At 59.0% G+C, this 23,891-nt stretch carries 22 protein-coding genes; 7 read left to right on the plus strand and 15 right to left on the minus strand.

Annotated features, from left to right (window positions below):
* Positions 1 to 2 precede the first annotated feature (2 nt).
* The 3 genes from F8R23_RS05690 (at position 3) to F8R23_RS05700 (ending at position 3,599) form a co-directional block, all read left to right on the plus strand.
* On the plus strand, positions 3 to 1,412 hold the full coding sequence (locus F8R23_RS05690; protein WP_151415372.1) for a leucyl aminopeptidase family protein: 1,410 nt from the start codon (positions 3 to 5) through the stop codon (positions 1,410 to 1,412).
* Positions 1,412 to 2,545 carry an ABC transporter ATP-binding protein gene (locus F8R23_RS05695; protein ID WP_112349711.1) on the plus strand — a complete coding sequence of 378 codons (1,134 nt, stop codon included), beginning with the start codon at positions 1,412 to 1,414 and terminating at the stop codon, positions 2,543 to 2,545. The genes F8R23_RS05690 and F8R23_RS05695 overlap by 1 nt, the downstream gene beginning before the upstream one ends.
* A gap of 61 nt (positions 2,546 to 2,606) precedes the next feature.
* Positions 2,607 to 3,599, plus strand: a complete 993-nt coding sequence (locus F8R23_RS05700; protein WP_218165667.1) for a LacI family DNA-binding transcriptional regulator — start codon at positions 2,607 to 2,609, stop codon at positions 3,597 to 3,599.
* Positions 3,600 to 3,608: 9 nt separating this feature from the next.
* Here F8R23_RS05700 and F8R23_RS05705 read toward each other — a convergent pair whose 3' ends face one another.
* Positions 3,609 to 4,535, minus strand: a complete 927-nt coding sequence (locus F8R23_RS05705) for a glycosylasparaginase (RefSeq protein ID WP_129934348.1) — start codon at positions 4,533 to 4,535, stop codon at positions 3,609 to 3,611.
* A gap of 243 nt (positions 4,536 to 4,778) precedes the next feature.
* Between F8R23_RS05705 and F8R23_RS05710 the strand changes: the two genes are divergently transcribed.
* Positions 4,779 to 5,753, plus strand: coding sequence for an alpha/beta hydrolase (locus F8R23_RS05710; protein WP_129934347.1), 975 nt, complete (start codon positions 4,779 to 4,781; stop codon positions 5,751 to 5,753).
* Position 5,754: 1 nt separating this feature from the next.
* On the opposite strand, the gene F8R23_RS05715 is transcribed toward F8R23_RS05710, so the two are convergent.
* The 6 genes from F8R23_RS05715 to F8R23_RS05740 all read right to left on the minus strand — a co-directional run bounded on the left by F8R23_RS05715 (position 5,755) and on the right by F8R23_RS05740 (position 12,915).
* On the minus strand, positions 5,755 to 6,723 hold the full coding sequence (locus tag F8R23_RS05715) for an ABC transporter ATP-binding protein (protein WP_129934346.1): 969 nt from the start codon (positions 6,721 to 6,723) through the stop codon (positions 5,755 to 5,757).
* On the minus strand, positions 6,713 to 7,699 hold the full coding sequence (locus tag F8R23_RS05720; RefSeq protein WP_151415374.1) for an ABC transporter ATP-binding protein: 987 nt from the start codon (positions 7,697 to 7,699) through the stop codon (positions 6,713 to 6,715). The genes F8R23_RS05715 and F8R23_RS05720 overlap by 11 nt, the downstream gene beginning before the upstream one ends.
* Positions 7,696 to 8,646 carry an oligopeptide ABC transporter permease gene (gene opp4C, locus F8R23_RS05725; protein WP_129934344.1) on the minus strand — a complete coding sequence of 317 codons (951 nt, stop codon included), beginning with the start codon at positions 8,644 to 8,646 and terminating at the stop codon, positions 7,696 to 7,698. Before opp4C ends, F8R23_RS05720 begins: the two co-directional genes overlap by 4 nt.
* A gap of 2 nt (positions 8,647 to 8,648) precedes the next feature.
* Positions 8,649 to 9,605 (minus strand): ABC transporter permease, encoded by a 957-nt coding sequence (locus F8R23_RS05730; RefSeq protein WP_129934343.1) that lies wholly within the window; start codon positions 9,603 to 9,605, stop codon positions 8,649 to 8,651.
* Positions 9,606 to 9,653: 48 nt separating this feature from the next.
* A complete protein-coding gene (locus tag F8R23_RS05735) occupies positions 9,654 to 11,342 on the minus strand; it encodes an ABC transporter substrate-binding protein (RefSeq protein WP_151415375.1) in 1,689 nt (562 codons plus the stop codon).
* A 154-nt stretch (positions 11,343 to 11,496) separates the two neighbouring features.
* Positions 11,497 to 12,915, minus strand: coding sequence for an aminotransferase-like domain-containing protein (locus F8R23_RS05740; protein ID WP_151415376.1), 1,419 nt, complete (start codon positions 12,913 to 12,915; stop codon positions 11,497 to 11,499).
* Positions 12,916 to 13,059: 144 nt separating this feature from the next.
* On the opposite strand from F8R23_RS05740, the gene F8R23_RS05745 reads away from it, so the two are divergent.
* From F8R23_RS05745 to F8R23_RS05755, 3 genes are read left to right on the plus strand one after another with little or no spacing between them, the layout of a single operon-like run.
* Positions 13,060 to 14,460, plus strand: coding sequence for a cytochrome ubiquinol oxidase subunit I (locus tag F8R23_RS05745; protein ID WP_085117220.1), 1,401 nt, complete (start codon positions 13,060 to 13,062; stop codon positions 14,458 to 14,460).
* Between the two features lie 2 nt (positions 14,461 to 14,462).
* Entirely contained in the window at positions 14,463 to 15,470 is a 1,008-nt protein-coding gene (gene cydB, locus F8R23_RS05750; protein ID WP_129934341.1) for a cytochrome d ubiquinol oxidase subunit II, read from the plus strand.
* Between the two features lie 14 nt (positions 15,471 to 15,484).
* Positions 15,485 to 15,634: a DUF2474 domain-containing protein gene (locus tag F8R23_RS05755; protein ID WP_085117222.1), complete on the plus strand. Its 150-nt coding sequence runs from the start codon at positions 15,485 to 15,487 to the stop codon at positions 15,632 to 15,634.
* 62 nt (positions 15,635 to 15,696) lie between these two features.
* Here F8R23_RS05755 and F8R23_RS05760 read toward each other — a convergent pair whose 3' ends face one another.
* The 8 genes from F8R23_RS05760 to F8R23_RS05795 are packed head-to-tail and all read right to left on the minus strand — an operon-like array spanning position 15,697 to position 23,700.
* Positions 15,697 to 16,782 carry a fatty acid desaturase family protein gene (locus tag F8R23_RS05760; protein WP_129934340.1) on the minus strand — a complete coding sequence of 362 codons (1,086 nt, stop codon included), beginning with the start codon at positions 16,780 to 16,782 and terminating at the stop codon, positions 15,697 to 15,699.
* Positions 16,779 to 17,861 carry a fatty acid desaturase family protein gene (locus F8R23_RS05765; RefSeq protein WP_151415377.1) on the minus strand — a complete coding sequence of 361 codons (1,083 nt, stop codon included), beginning with the start codon at positions 17,859 to 17,861 and terminating at the stop codon, positions 16,779 to 16,781. The genes F8R23_RS05760 and F8R23_RS05765 overlap by 4 nt, the downstream gene beginning before the upstream one ends.
* On the minus strand, positions 17,854 to 18,987 hold the full coding sequence (locus F8R23_RS05770; protein WP_129938251.1) for a sterol desaturase family protein: 1,134 nt from the start codon (positions 18,985 to 18,987) through the stop codon (positions 17,854 to 17,856). The genes F8R23_RS05765 and F8R23_RS05770 overlap by 8 nt, the downstream gene beginning before the upstream one ends.
* Positions 18,984 to 19,601 (minus strand): phosphatase PAP2 family protein, encoded by a 618-nt coding sequence (locus tag F8R23_RS05775; RefSeq protein WP_129935145.1) that lies wholly within the window; start codon positions 19,599 to 19,601, stop codon positions 18,984 to 18,986. Before F8R23_RS05775 ends, F8R23_RS05770 begins: the two co-directional genes overlap by 4 nt.
* Positions 19,601 to 20,884 carry a F390 synthetase-related protein gene (locus F8R23_RS05780; RefSeq protein ID WP_129934337.1) on the minus strand — a complete coding sequence of 428 codons (1,284 nt, stop codon included), beginning with the start codon at positions 20,882 to 20,884 and terminating at the stop codon, positions 19,601 to 19,603. Before F8R23_RS05780 ends, F8R23_RS05775 begins: the two co-directional genes overlap by 1 nt.
* Positions 20,881 to 21,687, minus strand: a complete 807-nt coding sequence (locus F8R23_RS05785; protein ID WP_112349696.1) for an MBL fold metallo-hydrolase — start codon at positions 21,685 to 21,687, stop codon at positions 20,881 to 20,883. The genes F8R23_RS05780 and F8R23_RS05785 overlap by 4 nt, the downstream gene beginning before the upstream one ends.
* On the minus strand, positions 21,680 to 22,696 hold the full coding sequence (locus F8R23_RS05790; RefSeq protein WP_129938253.1) for an NAD-dependent epimerase/dehydratase family protein: 1,017 nt from the start codon (positions 22,694 to 22,696) through the stop codon (positions 21,680 to 21,682). Before F8R23_RS05790 ends, F8R23_RS05785 begins: the two co-directional genes overlap by 8 nt.
* Positions 22,693 to 23,700: a 3-oxoacyl-[acyl-carrier-protein] synthase III C-terminal domain-containing protein gene (locus F8R23_RS05795; protein ID WP_112349694.1), complete on the minus strand. Its 1,008-nt coding sequence runs from the start codon at positions 23,698 to 23,700 to the stop codon at positions 22,693 to 22,695. Before F8R23_RS05795 ends, F8R23_RS05790 begins: the two co-directional genes overlap by 4 nt.
* Between the last annotated feature and the right edge of the window lie 191 nt (positions 23,701 to 23,891).

The following is a 23,891-nucleotide window of genomic DNA, read 5'->3' on the forward strand; positions in this document are numbered from 1 at the left end:
TTATGCAATCAATCGATATTTACCGCGATCACAGCACCGCTGAGCGCCAGCAAGTGATCCTGTTTGCCACTGCGGAGGACGCACTGCCTGCCACCTTGCAAAATGCCGGTCTGCAACGGGCAGCGGTCGGCACGCTTTATCCGCTGGGTGACAGTCGTTTTGCTCTCAATATCGGCACGCCACTGACCCCCGCCGCATTGCAGGACGCCGGGGCCATTATCGCAGCCGGACAAAAAGATTTCGGCTTGCAGCAGCTACGCCTGACGCTAACGCCAGAGCGGCCGGCAGATGCCGAGAGCTGGCGCTGGCTGCTGTTCGGCCTGCGCCTGGGGGCTTATCGTTATCAGCATCACGACAGTGCGAAGCTCACCGACCCCACCCAGCCACTGAACAGCCAGGATGCGACCACCCAAGCGCTGTGCGACTGGGCTAATCTGCATGCTGAGGGGGTGATCATTGGTCGCGAGCTGATGAACAAACCGGCCAATATTCTCTACCCGAAAAGCTTTGTGGAAGCGGTAGCCCAACTGCCGTTCAGCCACCTGCGCCAGGAAGTGCTGGGGGATGAACAAATGTCAGCACTGGGTTTTGGCGGCCTGCTCGGGGTGGGCCAGGGCAGCGCCCGTGCGTCTCAGTTGCTGATCCTCGATCACCATCCGGCCAACGCCCGACACACGCTGGCGCTGGTCGGCAAAGGCGTCACCTTCGACAGCGGCGGCATCAGCATTAAAGGCGCGGCACGCATGAGCACCATGAAGTTCGATATGGGCGGTGCCGCCGCGGTGGTGGGCGCCATGCGCATTATCGACGCACTGCAATTACCCATCCGCGTCATTGGCCTGTGCGGGCTGGTGGAAAACATGCCTTCTTCCCGTGCCCAACGGCCTGGTGACGTTGTCACTATGCACAACGGTAAATCGGTGGAGATCATTTCCACCGACGCCGAAGGCCGCATGGTGCTGGCGGACGTGATCAGCTATGCCCAGCAACGCTTCCAGCCGGATTATCTGCTGGATATCGCCACCCTGACCGGCGGTGCCGGCGTGGCGTTGGGCAAGGAATATGCTGCCATGATGGGCAACGACCCGGCGTTTCTGGCGCAGGTCACCCAGGCGGGCCAGGTCAGCGCAGAACCGGTGTGGCCGATGCCGCACGGCGGCTGGTATCGCGGCGTGCTGAAGTCTGAATTTGCCGACTACCGCCACGGTGGCGAAGATCCACACGGCAGCCCGTGCGTGGCGGCGACCTTTATCAGTGAGTTCGTGCAACCGGGTCAACGCTGGACACACCTGGACATCGCCGCCATGTCGACCGATATGCCGCACCGTAAGCTGTACGCCAACGGCGCATCCTCATTCGGCGTGCTGTTGCTGGCACGGCTGAGTTCCCTGCTTGCCGAAACGGAGCACTGATGGCCTACGTAGAACTGCTTGATATCAACAAACGTTATGACAACGGCTATCAGGCCGCCAGCGACGTGAATCTGCAGGTGGAGAAAGGTGAGTTTGTGGTGCTGCTCGGCCCATCGGGCTGCGGCAAATCCACCACTCTGCGCATGATCGCCGGGTTGGAAACCCTGTCCTCCGGCGAATTGCGGATTGACGGCGAACGCATGAACGAGGTGCTGCCCAAATACCGTGATATCGCCATGGTGTTCCAGAGCTATGCACTGTACCCGCACATGACGGTGTACGAGAACATGGCGCTGTCGCTAAAAATCAAAGGGATGGCCAAAGCGGAGATCGCCAGCCAGATTGCCGCGGTCGCCGAAATGCTGCACCTGAGCGAGTTCCTGCAGGTCAAACCCGGTCAGTTGTCCGGTGGCCAACGCCAGCGGGTGGCACTCGGTCGGGCGATTGTCCGGCGACCCAAGGTGTTCCTGTTCGATGAGCCGCTGTCCAACCTCGATGCCAAACTGCGCAACCGCATGCGTCAGGAGTTATCGGCGTTACACAAGGCGATCGGCGCCACCATCATCTACGTCACCCACGATCAGGTGGAGGCGATGACCATGGCAGACAAAGTAGTGATCATGAACCAGGGCAAAGTGCAGCAAATCGGCACGCCGCTGGATCTTTATCACCGGCCGGTTAATCGTTTTGTCGCCGAGTTTATCGGCTCACCGCAGATGAATCTGTTTGAGGTACAGGTACAGGTTCAGGGCGAGCAGATTGTGCTGCAGGGCGATTCGGGATTGGTGTTGCCGCTGGCGGCAGCCGACTTCCCGGCGCTGAGCCCTCTGCACGGTGCCTGGCTGACGTTGGGGTGTCGTCCGGAAGCCTGTAGCATCAGCGCGCCGCTGGCGGAGCCGCATCTGAGCGGGACGCTGGTGTACAGTGAAAATCTGGGGGCGGAGAACAACCTGTTCGTGCAGGGTGACAACGGCGCGCAGTACATCGTGAAACAGCATACTCAATTGCAGCACTCACAAGGGCAACCGCTGGCGGTGACGCTGGATACCACCGCGTTGCACTTTTTTGATCCGCAAACGGGCGAACGGCTGGCGCCGCGCGGGGAAACGGTGTTACCGACCGGCGTTCTGTGAGATCCTATCACCGCTGCGCGCCCCTACCGCAGCGCCCTGTTTTCCGTTGAGTATTCGCCCCATGCCGATTAAAAAAGTCACCTCTCACGATGTCGCCCGCGTTGCCGGTGTTTCACGCACCGTAGTCTCCCGCGCCTTTTCCAATCAGGGCCGGGTGTCGCAGAAGAACCGTGAACTGGTAATGCGCGTCGCCAGCCAACTGGGCTACGCGCCGGACGCCATCGCCCAGAGCCTGCACACCGGAAAAACCGGCTTTGTCGCGGTGGTGGTTAACCACTTTCATGACCTGTCCGATCTGGAGTTTTTCGACCGTTTGGTGGAACAACTGCAAAACAGCAACCGACAGGCGGTGATGATCCGGCTGGAAGGCATCGCAGATCCGGCCGGCTACCTGAAACAAACCATTTCCTATCACGTGGATTCTGCCGTGGTGTTCGCCGACAACATCAGCGCCCGCGCCGCGAAGGATCTGTTCCGCATTGCCACACCGATTATGCTCAACGGCCTGGCGGGTGACGCCCTGTGCGATGCGCTCAACGCCGACGAGGCCCCCAGCCTGCAACAACTGGCGGCGCTGATGGCGCAAAAAGGTCAGCGGCGGGTGGCGGTGCTTGGCGGGCGCAGCAGCGCCAAAGGGGAACAGCTACGGCAGCAGACCTTCTTAGCCCAGGCGGCACAGCAACAGTTGCAGATCGTGGCCCAGCTCAGCGGGGATTACAGCTACCAGAGTGGTTTCAAGCTGGCACCGCAGCTACTGGCGGCACAGCCGGCCCCGCAGGCGATCTTCTGCACCGCAGATTCCATGGCAATGGGGGTGATGGATTATATTCGTTTGCATACGTCGTTGCGGATCCCGCAAGACGTCGCGGTCTACGGCTTTGACGATATCCCGATGGCCGCCTGGCCGAGCTATCAACTGACCTCGGTGCGGCGGGATATCAGCGCGATGATCGCCGCCATTGTGCAACTAATAGAATTACGCAGCAGCAGCCCGCAGGCCGCGCCGCAGCAGGTGGCCATCCCCACCGAACTGGTGGTTCGCGCCTCCTGTTAACCCCGCTTTTCAGCGGGTGGTAATGATCTCGGCATCGCGTAATTCCGGTGCCGCCATGCCGCTTTGCCACAGCCAATATTGGATCGGACCGGGGCAGTTGAGGCTTACCACCTTGTGGTTGCCGTGTTTATCGACGGCATGGATAGTCACCCCTTCGGTGTAACCGTCCTTCAGGTAGTTCAAATCCTCTATCGCTTCATACACCGCCTGATCCAGCGTCATGCCCATCTTCATATACAACACCACGGCACGGCTGGTACCGCAACGGATGGTCATTTCCCCGGTGTGGGTACAGGCGCAGGCCCCATAGCGGCTGTCGGCATAGGAACCGCTGCCGATGATTGGGCTGTCTCCCAAGCGGCCCGGGTATTTCCATGCCCAGCCAGAGGTAGAGGTAGCCGCACTCAGGGTGCCCCCGCCATCCTGCGCCAAGAACACCGTGGTATCGCGCACTCGCTCGGGATCGGTGGCGTTATTCGACAACCCGGCCAGCGGAATATTCGGCCAGTCACGACGCTGTGCCGCGCTCATCGCCTGCTCCAGCTTTTCCCACCACACGCGTTTGGAGTCGGCAATCAGGTTGTCGCCCGCCAGTGCGCCAATTTCGGCAGCAAAACGAGCCGCCCCGGCACCGACCAGGATCTCGTGGTTAAGATCTTTCATCACCCGGTAAGCCACCTCCACTGGATGCAGGTACCCTTGCAATGCCCCTACCGCACCGGTGCGCAAGCTGTCGCCGTCCATCACCGAGGCATCCAGCTCCATCTCGCCCAGGACGTTGGGCCAGCCGCCATAACCCACGGTGCGCACGCTCGGATCCAGCTCCACCAGCTTGATGCCGTCAACGATAGCGCGCAGGCCATTGTGCCCCTGCTGCAGCCGTTCGGCCGACAGACCGATCCCCGGATGTCCTTCAGAGTTTGCAATCACAATCATAGGATTTTGTTTCCCGCACGGCGTTGAGCGCCCAAAGAGAGGCACCGGGATTTCCGGTGTTCAGTGCCAATGGAACACGTGTTCCATTGGAGTTTAAAAAGTATCTTCGCCTCGCTGAAAAGTCAAACTCAGGCGGCAAAAAGCGTGGCGTGGCACGCTTTTTCTCAACGTGCTGCCGGGCCAGCAAACGTGCACCATTCAACTACACTGTGATCTCGACCGAAAAGCGCATGAGGAGCCATGATGTCCAAGAAAACTGTAGACCCAACCCAACCCGCCGCTCAGCACGATATCCGTACTTTTCTGGATGCGTTGAATGCCGGGGGCGGCAAGCCGATGGAACAGATGAAGCCGAAAGAGGCACGTAAGGTGCTGGAAGGCGCGCAGCGTAGCGTCGAAGTGCCGCTGCACGAGGTCGAAATCAGCGAGAAAACCATTCATGTCGAGGGGCAGGACATCCTGCTGCACATCGTGCGACCGGCCAAGGTCAAGGAAGCACTGCCGGTATTTATGTTCTTCCACGGCGGCGGCTGGGTGCTGGGAGATTTCCCTACCCATGAACGGCTGGTGCGCGATCTGGTTTACAGTTCCGGCGCGGCAGCGGTGTTCGTTAACTACACCCCGTCACCGGAAGCTCATTATCCCACCGCCATCAATCAGGCCTATGCCGCCACCGAGTGGGTGGCGGAATACGGCGAAAAAATCAACGTCGACGGCTCCCGGCTGGCGGTAGTCGGCAACAGCGTCGGCGGCAATATGGCGGCGGTGGTCAGCCTGATGGCCAAAGAGAAAGGCACCCCGGCACTGCGCACGCAGATCCTGCTGTGGCCGGTAACGCACGCCAGCTTTGATACCGAGTCTTACCACCAGTTCGCCGAAGGCCACTTCCTGACCCGCAACATGATGAAGTGGTTCTGGGACAACTACACCACCGATAAAGCCCAGCGCAAAGAGATCTACGCCTCACCGCTCAATGCCACGCTGGAACAGTTAAAAGGCCTGCCACCGGCCCTGGTGCAGACCGCCGAGCTGGACGTGCTGCGCGACGAAGGCGAGGCCTATGCCCGATTGCTGAATGCCGCCGGGGTAGAGGTCACTTCCACCCGCTATAACGGCCTGATCCACGATTATGGCCTGCTGAACCCCATTGCCCATGTGCCGGCGGTGCATTCCGCCATCCACCAGGCCGGACGGGCGCTGAAGCATTATCTGGCCTAGGTTAATCGGCATAATGGCAGGCCACCCGATGCCCCGTAGCCACCGTACGTAACGCCGGGGCCTGTTCCCGGCACTGTGCGGTGGCCTGCGGACAACGCGGATGAAAACGACAACCCTGCGGCGGTTGCGCCGGGTTAGGCAGTTCACCCCGCGCCATCACCTGCGGTTGGCGTTGCGGATCCAGACTGGGCACCGCCGCCAGCAACGCCTGAGTATAAGGGTGACGCGGTTGGCGAAACAGGCTGTCGCGGTCTGCGCTCTCGACAATCTGGCCGAGATACATCACCGCCACGTCCTGACACAGGTGTTCCACCACCCCGAGATCGTGCGAAATAAACAGGAAGGTCACCCCCTGCTGCTCCTGAAGATCGGAAAACAGGTTGATGATCTGCGCCTGTATTGAGACATCAAGCGCCGAAATCGGCTCGTCAGCGACAATAAATTCCGGCTGCAGGATCAGCGCGCGCGCAATACCGATGCGCTGCCGCTGACCACCGGAAAACTCATGCGGAAAACGGCCGTAGTGATGCGCCGACAGCCCGCAGATCTTCATGGTGTCGATCACCCGATCACGCAGTTCGCTTTTCTGCGCCAGCCCATGTTGCAACAGGGCTTCACCAATCGCATCGCCAATGCGCATCCTCGGATTCAGCGAACTGTAGGGATCCTGAAACACCAACTGCATCTTCGGGCGCATCTCACGCAGCCGTCGTGGGCTGAGCGCATCCAACGCCTGTCCCTTGAACAGCACCTCACCGGCGGTTTTGTCATGCAGCCCCAGCAGCGTGCGACCAACGGTGGTTTTCCCACTGCCGGACTCGCCCACCAGGCCGAAAATCGTGCCTTTTCGAATGCCGAAGCTGACGTCATCCACTGCCCGCAATTGCCCGGTGGTCCGGCCGAACAGGCCTTCCCGCAGCGGAAAATGCTTCTTCAAGCCTTTGACTTCCACTAACCACTCAACCGACATGAATACGCCCTCCCGCATTCAGAAAACAGGCCGACTGACGCTGCAATGTGCCATACAACGGCGGAATGCCGTCGCGGCAGCGCGCACTGGCCTGGGCACAACGATCGGCAAACGCACAATGGTCCGGCAGCTTGGCCAGATCCGGCACCTGACCGGGGATCGAATACAACCTGCGCCGCCGCTGCCCGGCCACCGGCCGTGAAGCCATCAGCCCCTGAGTGTAAGGGTGCTGGGGGTTAGCCAATACCTCACGCGTCCCCCCCTGCTCGACTATCCGTCCGGCGTACATCACCACCAGCCGGTCGGTCATCTGAGCAATCACGCCAAGGTCGTGGGTGATCAACATCATCGCCATGTTATTTTTACGGGTCTGCTCACGCAGCAGTGCCAGGATCTGCGCCTGCACGGTGACGTCCAGCGCGGTGGTCGGCTCATCGGCAATCAACAGCGCCGGGCGACAGCTGATGGCCATGGCAATCATAATGCGCTGTAACATGCCGCCGGAAAACTGGTGCGGGTAGCTGGTCATCAACTGTTCCGCGCGCGCCAACCCAACCTCGGTAATCAGCGCCGTCGCCTCACGCCATGCTACCTTCGGCGAAGTACCGCGATGGCGGATCAGCGGTTCCACCAGCTGTTCGCCGATCGTCAGCACCGGGTTCAACGCGCTCATCGGTTCCTGAAAAATCATCGCCAACCGGTTGCCACGCAGATCGGCCATCTGCGGCGGTCGCAGCTTCAGCAAATCCTGACCGTCGAAGTGGATTTCACCACCGTCAATTTGTGCCAGCGGCTGCGGCAATAACCCCATCAGCGCCATGGCGGTGACGCTTTTACCGCAGCCGGACTCGCCGACCACCCCCAGCGTCTGTCCGGCATGCAGTTCAAAACTCAGGTGCTGCACCGCCTGCACCCGGCCCTGCTCACCATTGAAGGCCACCGACAGTTGATTAAAAGCCAGCAGGGGGCGGCTCATGGTTTTACTCCGTTCATTTTCGGATCGAGCGCGTCCCGCAGACCGTCACCCAGAATATTGATCGCCACCACGGTGATAAAAATCGCCAGGCCCGGCGGCATCCACAACCAGGGACGACGCTGAAAGTCGATCAGGCTGTTGGCAGCATCCATCATGTTGCCCCACGACGGCGTTGGCGGCACAACGCCCAGCCCCAAATAGCTGAGTGCCGACTCACTGAGAATGGCGTTGGCAACGCCCATGGTCGCCACTACCACCAGGATGGGAATGGTATTCGGCAACAGATGGCCAAACAGGCGCCGCCGGGTGGACAGCCCCAGCACTTCGGTTGCCAGCATAAAATCGCGTTCGCGCAGCGACAGGATCTGGCCGCGTACCAGCCGCGCCAATGAAGGCCAGCCCAGCAGGCTGAGCATAATCATCACCATATAGATGCGGTAATCCGGCGAGACGTCCAGCTCGGACAACATCGCCCCCATAATGATCAGCAGCGGCAGGCTGGGGATGGTCATCAACAGATCGGCAAAGCGCATGATCAGCTTGTCCACCATACCGCCCAAATAGCCAGACAGCGCCCCCAGCAGGTAACCGAGCGTGACGGACAGCAGCATCGACACCAGACCGATGGTCAGTGAGATGCGCCCCGCCAGCAGCAGGCGGGTGTAAATATCGCGGCCAAGAAAATCCGTGCCGAGCCAGTGCGCCGCATTCGGGGCCTGATTGATGTTCAACGCATCCCCGGCATCGTCCTGCCAGGGCGACAGCATCGGCCCAAAGAGGCACAGCACCGCCAATATCAGCAGCAACAGCAGCGAGGCCATCGCCAGCCGGTGACGCCGCAGCCGTTGCCAGGCCTGAGCGGTCGGGGGCGGCGACAGTTGCGCCAGCGCCGGAAGTTGCGCCTGCCGCCAGCGGCGACGGCGACCAAAAAACAGCGTTGCCAACATGTTCACCTCAAACGAATTCGTGGGTCGGCATAGGCGTACAGAATGTCCGCCAACAGATTGCCCAAAATGGTCAGCACCGCCAGAAACAGCGTGAAGCCCATCAGCACCGGATAGTCACGTGCGGCCAGCGAGTCAATGTGGATATGCCCCGCCCCAGGCCAGTTGAAGATTTTTTCGGTGATCAGCGCGCCGGAAAACAGCGCCGGTAATTCAAAGCCCAGCAGCGTGATGATCGGTAACAGCGCATTGCGCAGCGCGTGTTTGACGATCACCGTTTTTTCTTTCAGGCCTTTGGCGCGTGCGGTGCGGATATAGTCCATGCGGATCACGTCCAGCATGCTGGCGCGGAAATAGCGCGTCAGGGTGCCGGCCTGCAGCATCACCAGTGCCAGCACCGGCAACAACAGGTGCGCCGCCACCTCTGCCACCCAGGCCAGTCCGGTCGCTTCGCTGCCGGTGCGCAGCATGCCGCCCGCCGGCAGCCAATGCAGATCGACGGCAAACCATTTGATCAGCAGCAGGCAAAGGAAAAAGGTCGGAAATGACATGGCGCCGAACACCGCCACCGTGACCAGATGGTCGAACAGCGAATAGGGTTTCATCGCCGAAGCCACGCCAACCGCCAGCGCAATGCCCCAGTACAGCACCAGGGCGACCGAAGCCAGCAGGAACGAATTCCAGATGTACTGATTCAACAAGGTGCTGACCGGGATCTGGTACTGCAGCGAAAAACCGAGATTGCCTTGCAGCAGTTGGCCGAGCCAGTGCCAATAGCGGATCATCAGTGGCTGGTCCAGTCCGTACAGCGCACGTAATTCGGCGGCGCGCTGCGGCGTCAGGTTAATGTTGCCGTCAATAAAATCGCCGGGCGTCAGCGCGAAGATAAAGAAAATCAGCAGTGATGCCAGCAGCAGCATCGGCAGGGTTTGCAGCAGGCGGCGCAGGATAAAATTTCTCATGGTGTTTTCCATTACCGCCGCACGGAGGAGCGCGGCGGTACCTTGCCGTTACTGAGCCAGTTTGACGTCCGGCAGGCTGCCGGTCAGGCCATTGTAGACATCCGGTTTAAAGCCGGTGACGCGGGCGCTGCTGGCGCTGAGCACTTTGCGGTTACCCAGCAGGATCACCGGTGGGTCTTCCGCCAGCACCTGATACAGCCGGTGATACAGCGGTTTGCGCTGCCCGATATCCAGCGTGGCGTTAGCCTGACCGATCAACTGGTCTGCCTGCGGGTTGTGATAGCCGGTTTCACTCACCTGGCTGATGAAGTCGCGCACCCCGTCATGCGGGTCATTCAGCCCGCTGGTGCTGAGCGACGCCAGGTCATAATTCCCAGCCTTGCGCTGTGCCAGCAACGCGTTGAAATCCAACACCTGTGGCTTTAACAGCACGCCAATCTGCCGGTAGTTGTCTTTGGCGATCGGCACCAGGGCGTCATTCAGCAGCTTTTTTGTCACCAGCAGCGTCAGTTCCAGTTTTTTACCGTCTTTTTGGCGAATGCCGTCGGCACCCGGTTTCCAGCCGGCCTGATCGAGCAATTGCTTCGCCTTGTTGACGTCATAAGCGTAAGGATTGATGCCTTGCGGATCATAGGCCCAGGAAACGGGAGATATGGGCTGATTCGCCACCGTGCCGTATCCCTGATACACCACGGTGATCAATTTTTGGCGATCCAGCCCGTAGATCAACGCCTGACGTACGCGCGCATCTTGCAACGCCGGGCGCTTAAAGTTGAAGTCCACCCGGCTGTAGTCGCTGGAGCTGTACAGGTTGATATTGGCGAAGCCCAACAGCTTCAACTGCTCAATATCGTCCGGCTTGGAGGTAAAGGCGTCATAGTCGGTTTCACCGGTCTGAAACAGCTGGAAGTTGGTGGCAGGGTTGGTCACCCGGTAAATAAAACGGGCCACCGCCGGCGGGCCGAGGTAGAAGTTCGGGTTGCCGTGAAAACGGATCTCCTGCCCCGGTATGTATTTGTCGTAAATATAAGGGCCGTTGCCCAACGGCTTGCCATTCAGCGCCCGCACGCTCTCCAGCTTGCCGCGCTGGTAATCCTTGCCGTAGTAGGCTTTCGACAGCACCGGCCCGCCAATCAATAACAGGGTGGTGGCGCCCGGCTGGGTGGTGGTGATCTGAAGAGTACGATCGTCAATCACCTTCAACCCGCTGATAGCGGGGGCAGTACCGTTTTTGTATTCCGCCCCACCCTGAATATGCGCCGGGGCAATGTCGGTATCACCGTCATAGGCGGGGTCATGCAGCAGCGTCAGGGTAAAGGCGATGTCTTCCGCCTTGATGGGTGAACCATCGCTATAGGCCAGATTAGGGCGCAGTTTGATGGTATAAACCAGATTATCCGCGCTGACCTGCCAGGACTCCGCCAGGCGCGCTACCGGTTTGCCTTCACTGTCCAGGCCAATCAACCGGGTAAAGATCACGTCGGTGACGTTTTCGTCCCAACCGTTGGTGAACAGATAAGGGTTAAAATTGCCCTGCGGCTCGAGGATACCGGCCACTACGGTGTCTTTGCGCAGCTTGGCTGCCGCCGGCACCAAACTGGCATCGCTCGCCGGAGTGATCCCTTCCGCCAGCGTTTCCGCCTGAACACTGAATGAAAGGCCTATCGCACTGGCCAGCGCCAACGGCACCAGTCGCTTTTGCAACAGTCTGTTTATATTATTTTTTATTTTTCTCACCCACTGCCCCTTGTCTACCCGTTGATAAAATGTGACAAAATTTATCGAAGAGTAATGGGCAGCCGGAGGGCTGTCTAACAACGAAACCGGCATTCCATTGCCGAAAAAAGCATTATGAATTTTTCTATTGCGATACCCGGCCAATCCGTCCGGCTCAGCCTGTCGGTTCGAGCTGCCGGATAAGTTTGGCTAAGGTTTTGATCGCCGCCTCGTGCTTGTCACTCCAGTCAAAAGAGGCGTTCAGGCGGAAGCAGTGGTTGAAATGGTCGCCGGTGGTGAACATCCGACCCGGCGCAATACTCACCCCCAATACCAGCGCACGCTGATACAGCTCCATCGACGACAGCGCGGGATCCAGCTCCAGCCACAGGAAATAGCCACCATCGGGCTGGCTGACTTTGACGGTAGGCGGAAAATGGTGGGCGATCGCCTGACGCATGATGCTTTGGCGCTGCGCCAGCAAGCGGCGCAAACGTCGCAGGTGGGTGTCGTAGCCGCCGTGGAGCAGATAGTCGGCAATCGCCAACTGGGTAGGTACGCTGGTCGATACGGTGCTCATCAGTTGCAACCGCTGGATCTGCTGCGCGTAGCGCCCCGCCGCCACCCAACCGACACGAAAGCCCGGTGCCAGGCATTTGGAGAATGACGAACAGTGCAGGATCTGCCCTTCGCTGTCCCACGCCTTGGCCGGCTGCGGCCGTTCAGCGCTGAAATACAGCTCGCCATAAACGTCGTCCTCAATCAGGGAAATCTGCCGCTCTCGCAGTAAGTTCACCAGCCGCTGCTTGTTGTCGTCCGACAGGCTGGCCCCCAGCGGGTTTTGAAAGTGGGTCATCAGCCAACAGGCTTTGATCGGATACTGCTCCAGCGCCTGCGCCAGTGCGCCCAGATCGATACCGTCCTGCGGATGCGTGGCAATCGCCACCGCCTTCAAGCGCAGCCGCTCCAGTGCCTGCAACGCGCCATAAAACGCCGGTGACTCGATCGCCACGTAATCTCCCGGCTGGGTCACCGCCTGCAGGCTGAGGCTCAGAGACTCCATCGCCCCGGCGGTAATCACGATTTCGTCCGGCGCCACCTGCATGCCGCTCAGGGCATAACGCTGGGCAATGTGGCGGCGTAGCGCTTCATTGCCGGGCGGCAGGTTGGCCAGTGAGCTGTGCGGCGTAAACTTGCGCGCCACGCTGCTCAGCGCGCGCGCCAGCTTCGGTTGGGCAAACAAAGTGGCGTCGGGAAACGCCGAACCAAAAGGCACAATCTCCGGATCCTGGCACGCCTGCAGCACATCAAAAATAAAGGTGTTGATATCCACCTGCTCGCTCAGTAACAGCTTCTCGCCGTGTACCGGCTGCGGCAGCGGCTGCGGGCGTGCCGCCACGTAATAACCGGACTGCGGCCGCGCGACGATCCAGCCCTGACTCTCCAGCAATTGATACGACTGCACCACCGTCATCAGGCTCAGCCCGGCGCGTTTGCCGCTTTCACGCAGCGACGGTAACTTGTCCCCCGCCCGCCATACCCGGTTCTGGATCTGTTCACGAATCTGTTGTGCAAGCTGCTCGTATCTGGTCATAGGCCCTAACTGTTATATGAAAAAGTGAAATAACTGTCACTATTATAGTCACTGTACTCCGTGCTTAACTTGGCGCCAAGCTTTCGAGAGAAAAATTACCGCTATACTGAAGAGGCCATTTTATGTACAACCCAAGGAGGCGCCATGCTGGGTCTTGATGCACTGGAACTTGCCAGAATACAGTTCGCCTTCACCGTTTCTTTCCATATCATTTTTCCGGCGATAACCATCGGCCTGGCCAGTTACCTGGCGGTGCTGGAAGGGTTGTGGCTGAAAACCCGTAACGAAACCTACCGCGATCTTTATCATTTCTGGTCCAAAATTTTCGCCGTCAACTTCGGCATGGGCGTGGTTTCCGGCCTGGTAATGGCCTATCAGTTCGGCACCAACTGGAGCTTTTTCTCCGAGTTTGCCGGCAGTATCACCGGCCCTTTGCTGACCTATGAAGTGCTGACCGCCTTCTTCCTGGAAGCCGGTTTTCTCGGGGTGATGCTGTTCGGCTGGAACCGCGTCGGCCCTGGCCTGCACTTCTTCGCTACCTGCATGGTGGCGCTGGGTACGCTAATTTCCACCTTCTGGATCCTGGCGTCCAACAGCTGGATGCAAACGCCGCAGGGTCACGAAATCATTAACGGCCAGGTGGTGCCGGTCGACTGGCTGAAAGTAATTTTTAACCCGTCATTCCCGTACCGACTGTTGCATATGTCCACTGCCGCCTTCCTGTCTTCGGCGTTCTTTGTCAGTGCTTCCGCTGCCTGGCACCTGCTGCGCGGGCGCGATACTCCGGCGATGCGCAAAATGCTGTCGATGGCGATGTGGATGGCACTGATTGTCGCGCCGATACAGGCGATGATCGGCGATGCCCACGGCCTGAATACGCTGAAATATCAGCCGGCAAAAATTGCCGCTATCGAAGGTCACTGGGAAAATGCACCGGGTGAAGCCACCCCGCTGATCCTGTTCGGCTGGCCTGATATGCAACGCGAGGAAACCCGCTTCAAGCTGGAGGTGCCCTACCTGGGTAGCCTGATCCTGACCCACAGCCTGACCGAGCAAGTACCGGCGCTGAAATCCTTCCCGCCTGAGGACCGCCCTAACTCCACCGTGGTGTTCTGGTCGTTCCGCATTATGGTGGCACTGGGTATGTTGATGATCCTCGCCGGGGTCTGGAGCCTATGGCTGCGTTGGCGCGGCGGCCTCTATCAGTCCCGCCCCTTCCTTTACTTCATCCTGTGGATGGGTCCTTCCGGGCTGCTGGCCCTGCTGGCGGGCTGGTTCACTACCGAAATTGGCCGTCAGCCGTGGGTGGTGTATGGCCTGCTGCGCACCAAGGATGCGGTCTCCGCACACGGTGACCTGCACATGAGCATCAGCCTGCTGGCATTTATCATCGTCTACTGTTCGGTGTTCGGCGTGGGCTACTCCTACATGATGCGGTTGATCCGTAAAGGGCCACAGCAACATGAAGGCCACGAAGATGACACCGAAGGCCGACCGGCGCGTCCGCTGTCTGCGGTGAAAGAAACTCTGGATGACAGGAGCTGAGTATGGGCATTGACCTTCCGTTGATTTGGTTTGTGATCATCGTCTTCAGCACCATGATGTACGTGGTAATGGACGGCTTTGATTTAGGTATCGGCATCCTGTTCCCTTGGGTTAAGGACAGCGGTGACCGTGATGTGATGATGAACACCGTCGCCCCGGTCTGGGACGGCAATGAAACCTGGCTGGTGCTGGGTGGTGCGGCGCTGTTTGGCGCCTTCCCGCTGGCTTACGCGGTGATCCTCGACGCGCTGGCTATTCCGCTGACGCTGATGCTGTTTGGGTTGATCTTTCGCGGCGTGGCCTTTGAGTTCCGCTTTAAGGCCACGGCGGAAAAACGCCACATTTGGGACAAGGCGTTTATCTGGGGCTCCCTCTTCGCCACCTTCAGTCAGGGAGTGGTAGTGGGTGCCATCATCAAGGGTTTCCCGGTCAACGGCCGCACCTATGCCGGTGGCGCCCTCGACTGGCTGACGCCGTTTGCGCTGTTCTGCGGACTGGGGCTGGTGGTGACCTATGCGTTACTCGGCTGCACCTGGCTGGTGATGAAAACCGCCGGTGACCTGCAGGCCCGCATGTACCGGCTGGCAACACCACTGTTGGCTACCCTGCTGCTGGTGTTGGCAGTGGTCAGTATCTGGACGCCGATTGCTCACCCGGAGATCGCCACCCGCTGGTTCTCACTGCCGAATCTGTTTGTGCTGTTGCCGGTGCCGATCCTGGTGCTGCTCAGCGCCTGGGGCATTCAGCATGGGGTGAAAAATGCGGCGCACTACTCACCGTTCCTGCTAACCCTGCTGCTGGTGTTCCTCGGTCTGAGTGGATTGGGCATCAGCATCTGGCCGCTTCTTATCCCGCCGTCTATCACCCTGTGGCAAGCTGCCGCACCGCCGCAAAGCCTTGGCTTTATGCTAGTGGGTGCGCTGTTTATCATTCCGATTATTTTGGTTTATACCTTCTGGAGCTACTACGTGTTCCGCGGCAAGGTCAGCCATGAGCATGGCTATCACTGATGAGGGAGCAAACTATGCAGGATAAAACCGCACCCGCACCGGCACCCTGGTGGAAACGCGTCGGCTGGCTGGTGGTGATCTGGAGTGCCAGCGTGCTGGGGCTGTTCGCCGTCGCCTCGCTGTTCCGCCTGTTGATGAACGCCGCGGGCATGAGATCGCACTAACCCAGACGTTGTCTGGCAAAGAGAACATTAGCGTGGGCAATACCCCGCCCACGCTAAAATCACTACAGCGGTTTACGCCCCATCGCGCTGAGAAAGCGCTGTTGCAGACGCAACAACTCCCCCAGTTCCAGTACCCGATAGTCGATACCAAAGCGCGGTGCCACTTCAGCAATAATGCGGCTCAACGCCGGGTAATGCCGGTGACTCCAGTGCGGAAATAAATGGTGCGTCAGGTGCAGATTAGCACCACCCAACCAATAGCCCAGCCAACGCGGCCGGGGGAACCAGTCAAAGGTGGTGGCGAACACATGGTGATACCAGCCGTGCGCTAACGCCCCCTGTTCCGGTGCCTGATAAAATTTCGCCTTGGCCCAGTGAGTGCCAATAATCAACATCACAAACAACAATGAAGACAGCATCTGGCTCAGCAGGTAAACCAGCAGGATTTGCCCCACGCCAATCGCCGGAGGCAACAGATAGCACGGGATCGCCAGCGCCAGGATCAGGTGTGCCGCTTTGCCCGCCAGAAAAACACTCCAGCCACGCACACCCTGCTGCGCCATCCTCGCCCTGACCCGGGTCCTTCCCGCCCGATCCAACCAGTCGAACAGCCAGATGTAATACGGAAAGGTCATCGCCGCCACCAGCGGCCAATAAAAGCGCTGCGCTCGCATAAAGGGCCGCCAACGCTGAAACGGCGTTTGCCGCAGCACGCCATTGGCGTCGATATCGGGATCGTAATGCTCAATATTGTTGTGTGCGTGGTGAAAAATAACGTGCCGTACCCGCCAGCAATCGGGATCTAATCCTAGCGGAATACTCACCAGGCAATTCAGCCAGCGATTGGCCCAGGGTTGCCTGAAAAACGCGTTGTGCGACGCGTCGTGCACCACATTCACCGTAAGAAACATACCGATAAAAATGAAACCGAAGTAGCAGGTAAAGAATGCCCAAAAGCTCTGTTGCTGCAGGCTCAGCCCGTAACAGAGCGCACACAGCGCCAGCAAGAGCAGCACCTTCACCAGCATGCCACCGTCGGCAAACCGATGGTCGCGATTGTCGGCCAGATAGCCCTGCGCTGCCTGCATCAACGCACGATGCAGCCCGGTGTCATCCGGCTTGAAGGCCAATGGGCGCAATGGCTTCATGGCTGCCCCATCCGGCGTAAGAATTGCTGTTGCTGTGCCAGCAGCTCGCGGTAGCCGATACAGCGGTATTCCATGCCGTGCTGCGCCGCCAACTGCGCCACTATGCCGGCCAACGCCGGATAATGGCGATGATTCCAGCCGGGAAACAGATGGTGAGTCAGGTGATAATTCAGGCCGCCGGTCAGGTGCTGTAACCCTCGCGGGGAGGTCTGCCAGTCACAGGCGGTCGCGAAATTATGCCGATACCAACCGTGCGGCATACACCCGCCTTCCGGCACAGCGTAAAACTCGGCCTGCGCCCAATGGGTGCCCAGCAGCAAGAACACCACCAACAACGAGGCGCACATCTGGCTGACGGTGTAGGCCAGCAGCACCCACTGCCAGCCGATACCGTTCTGCTGGCACAGTACCAGCGGCAGAGCCAGTACCAACACCAAATGACCGATTTTGCATAGGATAAACACCGCCCAACCGCTACGGCCCGGTAAAATATTCTTTTCATGCAGCGGGGTTTTACCCAAACGATCCGACCAGTCAAATATCCAGGCGATGTAGGGCAAGGAGAGTGCGGCGATCAACGGCCAGTACAGGTGCTGATAGCGCATATGTTTACGCCAGCGCTGAAACGGCGTCTGACGGAAGAAACCGTTCTCTTCGGTATCCAGATCATAGTGCTCGACGTTGGCATAAACGTGGTGATATTCCACATGTCGCACCCGCCAATAATCCGGATCCACCCCCAACGGCAGCGTCACCAGCCGCCCTACCAACCGGTTGGCCCAGGGGGCGCGCAGAAAAGCATTATGCGAGGCATCGTGATTCACATTCACGTTGAGCAGCATACCCATCATCACAAACAGGAAATAACAGCCGAAAAACGCCCACGGCTGATGCTGCATCAGGCCCAGCACATAAAAACCCACACACAGTACCAGCAGCGCCGCCGCCTTGGCTAACCGCCAACCGTCGGCATAACGATGATCCTCGGCCAAATAGGCATGAGCCGCCCGCTTGAGATCGCGATGAAATGCCTGTTCGCCGTCGGCGGGAAACTTCAGCGGAGCCAGTGAGTCAGCCATAGGGTTCCTCCACCGGTGCCGGAGCGCTCGTCCGGCCCCAGCCCAATGTCGCACAAACGCCGTGCAAGGCGGTTATGCCCATCGCAACCTGCCAGTAAAGCTGCGGCCAGCCCAGATAACCAATAAACAACAGCGGGAGGCTTAGCGTCATCAACAACCAGACGACAATCGCCCAACGGTGCCCTTCGGTCATGCCGCCCAGCGCCATCGACCCCAGCGCCAGCAACACCAGCAGCGCCATTTGCGGCCAGCTGATATCGCTGTAGCCATAGCCGTACTGGTAAACATAGCCAATCACCAGGGTAAACAGCAGCATCGCACCGCTAAACACGCTAAGCGCCGAGTAGCGGAAACCACCGCTGCTCATCTTCGGTCGCCAGCGCAGACGGAAATAACGCAGGAATGGCAGATTGCTGGCCCAAAACGGATTGGCAGAAGGCTTATCGCCGCTAACACCATACACAAACGGCGTTTGCGGCAGGCTCGGACAAAAAGTGCCGAACAGTTTGTCCCAAAAAATAAAGCTGCCGCCGAAGTTCTTGTTCGAATAGGCCATGTCTTTAACGTGATGCACCCGGTGATGCGCCGGCGTAACCAGAATGTGTTCCAGCCAGCCGAGTTTGGGGGTCAACGCATTATGGTTAAACAATTGGATGCTGTAATGCAGGATCGAGACCGTGACAAACACCGACAGCGGCACACCCAGCAGTGCCAACAGAAGAAAGAACGGGATCGAGGTCAGCGACGAGTACCAGGAATTGCGCACCCCCAGCGATAAATTGAAATGCTCGCCCTGATGGTGCACCACATGCACCGCCCACAGCACGCGCAGATAGTGGTGCAAGCGATGCAGCCAATAAAAGCCGAAGTCCCACGCCAGCAGGGCAAACAGCCACATCAGCACCGGCGGCCAGTCGCTCAGCAAATCCAGGCTGAAATGCGCCGCCACATAGCCGTAGCAGGTGATCTCCAGACCGCGGAACAGCCACAGCATGATATGGCCGGAGTTCAGATTGAACACCAGATCGTGCCAGTTGACCTGCCGCCGCTGCGCATACTGCAGCACCAGGGCCTCACCAATGACGACAAACAGCATGAACACGATGGGCATCGCCAGTTCGCTCATCCTATCTCTCCTGTGACGGCGTCACGCCGCCAATTTTCTATGCGCTGCGCCAGCCAGCCGGCTAAAAACGCCAGCAATGCCCCACTGGCCAGATCGACCAGCAGATGGCGGCGCAGCTGCAGAATGGAAAAGGCAATCGCCAGCGCCCACAGCATCAACAGCGCGGTTCTCACTTTACGCAGTCGATCGCTCAGTGCCCACACCGCCAGCACCGTCAACGCCATATGTAGCGACGGCAGGCAGTTTTGCAACGAATCCACCTGGGTCAGCGCCGCCAGCAGTTTTGAACTCACACCGACCCCGCTGTCTTGCGGATAAGCCATAGTGGTCGGCCACCACAAATAGACCGCCCCGGCCCCCAGCGCCGTCAGTTGCATCGCTGTACGCAACCATTTCACCCGTGGCATCGGTGCCAGCAGATAACCGAGCGGGATAATGATAAAGAAAGACAGGTACAGCCAAATGGCCATCGGACTGAACGGGATCCAACGGTCAATCGCCGAAGGGGGGAGCAGTGTTCCTGAGCCCTGCAGGCGATCGGTCAAGCTATAGATGACCCCGACAAACCCCCAGCCCAACAGCATTTGCCACAGCCGGTACGCCAGCATTTTCATCATTCGGCCACCTGCCGGATAATCCGCCTTCTCTTGCGATCAAACTGCGGCATCACCGCCTGCACCTTCAGTTGCCACTCCAGGCCAGCGCTGTCGATGCCCTGACGTTCAAACAAGGCTGACAGCTGCGTCTGACAATGCGCCAGTTCAGCTTCACTGCAATCGGCCATCAATTGCAACTGCCGTTCCCCGGACTGAACCAGGCGGTAATCGCTGGTTAGCGGCAGCGCATTGGCGATCGCCCGGCTACACAGATCGGCAAACACCACCTGCGGCTGGCCAAAGGCATCCGGCAGCATCAGTTGATCGTCACGCCGTCCTTCAATACGCGCAATAGCCATCGACGACTGCCCACAAGGGCAAGGCTCCGTCTGCCTGACCAGCACGTCGTCCAGTCGGTAGCGGACGATCGGCTGCGTACTGCGGGTAAAGTCGGTGATCAATGGCGTGAAGCGCTGCTCATCAATCCACTGAGGTTCAATATGCAAAAACTCTTCGTTCAGGTGCAGGGTGCCGTGCGCACAGGTGGCGGCCAGGAACCCCTCAGTGGCCTGATACACCTCACCCACCGTCGGAAACACCTGCGCCAGCAGTTGCCGGTCTTGATCTTCCAGCACCTCGGCCACTGAAATCACTTTTTTGACCTTGAGCCGAATCTGCTGGGCCAGCACCGCCAACGCCAATGCGCGCAGCACCTGTGCGGGTGCGACAATGATGGTCGGTGCCTGCTGCTCCAGCCGCGAGAGTTGCTCGGCAAAGGGGGCGAAAAGATCGTAAAACTCCAGGCTCAGCCAGCGGTTGTTGACGCTGTGATACAGGTTATTATCCGCTCGCAGAAACAGCGCGACGCGCTCACCGGCAAACAGCCCCTCCGGCAACATTTTCGCCAGCATGCCACCAGCCCAGACGCTTTGCTCATGCGGACTGACGACAAAAATACCGCGCTGGCCGGAAGTGCCCGATGACAGACCCACGCTGTATTTGCCGATTTTCGGGCTGAAATCCCGCTGTTGCTCACTGCGTCGCGCGCAGGCCAGTAATTGATCGCGCTGCAGCCCGGCGGTGTTCATTTGGTCGAATTGTTCCATCATCAGCGCCTTGTCCATCTGCGGCCAGGTGGCGATGGCTTGCCGGTTGAAACGGCTGAAATAAGGGCTTTTGGTCAGCACGCGTCGAGCAAAACGCTTTAGCCTTTTGGCCTGGTAAGCCTCCAGAGACTGACGATCGTCAAAGGTTAAGCGCCGGGCACGGAAGTAATGCCACAGCGTCATCAGCGGGATCATAAATCCCCCTCATGACACAGCAAAATATTCGCATTACCGCTCTCCCATAGCTGATTCAACCGTTCCAGCGTGTGGTAATAGGCGTTGGCATCGTCCATCACCAGATTGGCTAACCGTGAAGGACCGCGCAACTGCTGATAACTGAGCGGCGACCAGGCCGCGTCGCTGGCCAATAGCGTCCAGCCGTCATCGGTGAGAATAAAGGCGCCAATATGACCCGCCGCATGCCCCGGCAAATCGACCAGCAGGATCTGCCCTTCACTGCCCGGCAGCGCATAGCCACGTTCGAAAGGTGCCAGCAACGTAGGCAAGCTTACCTCAGGGAAACCTTCGATAAACTGCAGGCCACTCTCAAAATCTTCAGGGATCAGTCCGGGGATAAAAGCGCGTTTTAACGCCGCGAAACCACGCAATGGCCGGGTTTGCCGCCAGCCTTCGCCTGAGCAGATAAAATCGAGATGGTTAAAATCACGCAGCCCGGCAATATGGTCGGCGTGAAAGTGCGAAACAATCAGCGCCTGTATGTCATTAGCGGCGTAACCGGCGGCTAACAACTGTTGATTCAGCGACTCACGGGGATCGAAATACACCGGCGTCATTTGCCGGTAAATACGGAAAATGCCGGACTGCGTCTGCTGTTGGAAATACTGTGCATAGCCGGTATCCCACAGCCAACGGCGGTCCCCCACTTCCAGTAAATAGGCCCGAGCCGGGAATTTGCACACCCGGAAACCTGCACCCCGTAGCGCCATGCAACCGATATGGGTGCAGTATCCCACTTCAAAAGCGGTAACTTTAGCCATGGGGCACATCTCCCTGCCGTTTAAGCCACTCTCCGGTAATGCGGATCCCCTCTTCCATCGAATAACACGGCCGGTAACCCAGTTGCTCCACGGCTCGGGTTTGGCTCAACGTCATATCGAAATACACAGCTGCCACGCTGTAGCGCGTCAGCAGGGGCTCTTTGCCGGTGAAATGGGCCAGCAGCTCCAGCCCCCCGGCCAGCACCTGCAACAAGGGGTATGGCACAGCCTGCAGCCGGTAGCGCAACCCCAACTGCCGGTGCAGCAGTGCATCCAGCATATCCGCCAGCCGCTGTGGTTGATGATTGGTGATGTTGTAAGCCGCACCGGAAGGCAGTGGCTGCTGACGGCTGGCCAGGTCCATCGCATGTACCACGTTCAGCACGAAGGTCAAATCCAGCAGCGCTTTACCACCGCCGGGCAACCGTAGCACCCCGCTATCGCGTTCCAGCTGTTGCAGCAGCCGCGGCACAATCACCCGGTCGTGCGGACCGAACAGCCCTCTGGGGCGCAGAATAATATAGGTAGTTTGCGGGTAGCGCGGCACCAGCGCCTGCAGCCGTTGCTCCGCGGCATATTTGCTGGCGGCGTAATGATTGGCGAAACGTCGGGCGCGACACTCTTCATCGATATTCTGGTGCGGCTGAAAATCAAAATAGATCGCCGGCGTGGAGATATGAATAAAACGCCGGATGCCACAGTGCCCCGCCGCCTGCGCCAGCTTTTCGGTCGCGGCCACGTTGGCCTGATGAAACTCGCTCTTGCTGCCCCAGGGGGAAGATTTTGCCGCGCAGTGCCAGACCCAATCGCAACCAGCCATCAGTTGGCAGCACTGTTCCTCCGTCGCCTGAGTCAGGTCTAGCGGAGTGAACTCAGCCCCCAACCGACGCAGTTCCTGCCCGGCACGGCTGTCACGCCCGGTGGCATGAACCTGATGGCCCGCCTCCAGCAGCCACTGCGCCGCGTTACGTCCCAGCCCACTGGTGGCTCCGGTGACCAGCACCCTCATGGCAGCAACACCATACCGGCCAGCGACAGCCCGGCGGCGGTGCCGATCAACATCACCGGTTTGCCGGGATTAAAACGCCCGCTGGTGACCGCAGCGTGCAGTGCCGTGGGGATAGAGGCCGCCACCTGATTGCCGTGATAACGATAGATATCCACCAAAACCTCGGCAGAAACGTGCAGCCGCTTGCGCATATGTTCGAGCGACAGGTGGCTCGCCTGATGCGGCACCACCGTGGCGATCTGCGCTAACGTCAGGCCACTGGCCGCCAACAAACGGTCAAGGTAGTCTTCGATCAACGCCGACGCCTGACGGAACAATTTTTTGCCCTGCATATGGAACAGGAAATCGCTGTTACTCATACCAGCGCGTGGGTTGCGCCGCGTACCACCGGCGCGGATCTCACATAGCTCACTGCCTTCAGGATAGGTTTCAACCAGGCTCGCCAAAATACCGCTGGTGCCGTCGCCACGCTCGACGATGGCACAGGCCGCACCGTCGCCAAAAATCAGCGAGGATTCTTCGTGATCCCAGTCAATCCCGCGTGAAGCCAAATCGGCAGAGACAATGGCAATACGCCGGTAGGTACCGGCATTCAACAGCCCGGCGGCCACCTGCATGGCGGAGATAAAGCTGACGCAGCTGCTGTTGATGTCAAAACCGGCGGTGCCCGGTGCCAGGCCGGCCACTTTAAGAATGTGTGCAGCGGTGCAAGGCAGCGCCTGCACTGAGATCGCTGACGCGGAAATCAGCAGATCGATTGTTTGTGCCTCGAGGCGGCCACGGGTTATAGCATCCTGCAGTGCGGCGACCGCCAGTTCAGCCTGGCTGGCATCATCCGCAGCGTGAAAACGGTAACTGATGCCGGAACGTTTTTCGACGTAGCCAAGCGGCTTGCGCAGCAGGCTGTCCAGTGTGGAGGAATCGACACGGTTAGGCGGCAACGCGGCCCCCGTAGCGATGACTTTCAGAGGCAGTAACGCGAGAGAACAAGATTGTGTTGTCATTATTATTGTTAACTAACCTGAATATCCATAAAGCGATCTCCCGGCGCAACCCAGCAGGCAGCGGCGAGTCATCCCCGGTTTTAAATCCCAAAGTGCCCGCAAACAGGGGCTATTGATTGTTGTTATGCACTGCAAACTGCCGGCAGCCGCCGACGAATAATTGTAACCATACTGAGATAGCAAGTTTACGG

It is taken from the genome of Serratia proteamaculans, assembly GCF_008830365.1.
GTDB lineage: Bacteria > Pseudomonadota > Gammaproteobacteria > Enterobacterales > Enterobacteriaceae > Serratia > Serratia proteamaculans.

What these genes read in the sequence shown, in the direction of transcription:
- cydB (WP_129934341.1), top strand. Translation starts at nt 14,463, where the DNA reads ATGGGCATTGACCTTCCGTTGATTTGGTTTGTGATCATCGTCTTCAGC.
- F8R23_RS05690 (WP_151415372.1), top strand. Translation starts at nt 3, where the DNA reads ATGCAATCAATCGATATTTACCGCGATCACAGCACCGCTGAGCGCCAG.
- F8R23_RS05765 (WP_151415377.1), bottom strand. Translation starts at nt 17,861, where the DNA reads ATGGCTGACTCACTGGCTCCGCTGAAGTTTCCCGCCGACGGCGAACAG.
- F8R23_RS05775 (WP_129935145.1), bottom strand. Translation starts at nt 19,601, where the DNA reads ATGAAAATGCTGGCGTACCGGCTGTGGCAAATGCTGTTGGGCTGGGGG.
- F8R23_RS05760 (WP_129934340.1), bottom strand. Translation starts at nt 16,782, where the DNA reads ATGAAGCCATTGCGCCCATTGGCCTTCAAGCCGGATGACACCGGGCTG.
- F8R23_RS05790 (WP_129938253.1), bottom strand. Translation starts at nt 22,696, where the DNA reads ATGAGGGTGCTGGTCACCGGAGCCACCAGTGGGCTGGGACGTAACGCG.
- F8R23_RS05730 (WP_129934343.1), bottom strand. Translation starts at nt 9,605, where the DNA reads ATGAGAAATTTTATCCTGCGCCGCCTGCTGCAAACCCTGCCGATGCTG.
- F8R23_RS05770 (WP_129938251.1), bottom strand. Translation starts at nt 18,987, where the DNA reads ATGAGCGAACTGGCGATGCCCATCGTGTTCATGCTGTTTGTCGTCATT.
- F8R23_RS05720 (WP_151415374.1), bottom strand. Translation starts at nt 7,699, where the DNA reads ATGAGCCGCCCCCTGCTGGCTTTTAATCAACTGTCGGTGGCCTTCAAT.
- opp4C (WP_129934344.1), bottom strand. Translation starts at nt 8,646, where the DNA reads ATGTTGGCAACGCTGTTTTTTGGTCGCCGTCGCCGCTGGCGGCAGGCG.
- F8R23_RS05795 (WP_112349694.1), bottom strand. Translation starts at nt 23,700, where the DNA reads ATGACAACACAATCTTGTTCTCTCGCGTTACTGCCTCTGAAAGTCATC.
- F8R23_RS05705 (WP_129934348.1), bottom strand. Translation starts at nt 4,535, where the DNA reads ATGATTGTGATTGCAAACTCTGAAGGACATCCGGGGATCGGTCTGTCG.
- F8R23_RS05715 (WP_129934346.1), bottom strand. Translation starts at nt 6,723, where the DNA reads ATGTCGGTTGAGTGGTTAGTGGAAGTCAAAGGCTTGAAGAAGCATTTT.
- F8R23_RS05695 (WP_112349711.1), top strand. Translation starts at nt 1,412, where the DNA reads ATGGCCTACGTAGAACTGCTTGATATCAACAAACGTTATGACAACGGC.
- F8R23_RS05700 (WP_218165667.1), top strand. Translation starts at nt 2,607, where the DNA reads ATGCCGATTAAAAAAGTCACCTCTCACGATGTCGCCCGCGTTGCCGGT.
- F8R23_RS05710 (WP_129934347.1), top strand. Translation starts at nt 4,779, where the DNA reads ATGTCCAAGAAAACTGTAGACCCAACCCAACCCGCCGCTCAGCACGAT.
- F8R23_RS05780 (WP_129934337.1), bottom strand. Translation starts at nt 20,884, where the DNA reads ATGATCCCGCTGATGACGCTGTGGCATTACTTCCGTGCCCGGCGCTTA.
- F8R23_RS05740 (WP_151415376.1), bottom strand. Translation starts at nt 12,915, where the DNA reads ATGACCAGATACGAGCAGCTTGCACAACAGATTCGTGAACAGATCCAG.
- F8R23_RS05785 (WP_112349696.1), bottom strand. Translation starts at nt 21,687, where the DNA reads ATGGCTAAAGTTACCGCTTTTGAAGTGGGATACTGCACCCATATCGGT.
- F8R23_RS05755 (WP_085117222.1), top strand. Translation starts at nt 15,485, where the DNA reads ATGCAGGATAAAACCGCACCCGCACCGGCACCCTGGTGGAAACGCGTC.
- F8R23_RS05745 (WP_085117220.1), top strand. Translation starts at nt 13,060, where the DNA reads ATGCTGGGTCTTGATGCACTGGAACTTGCCAGAATACAGTTCGCCTTC.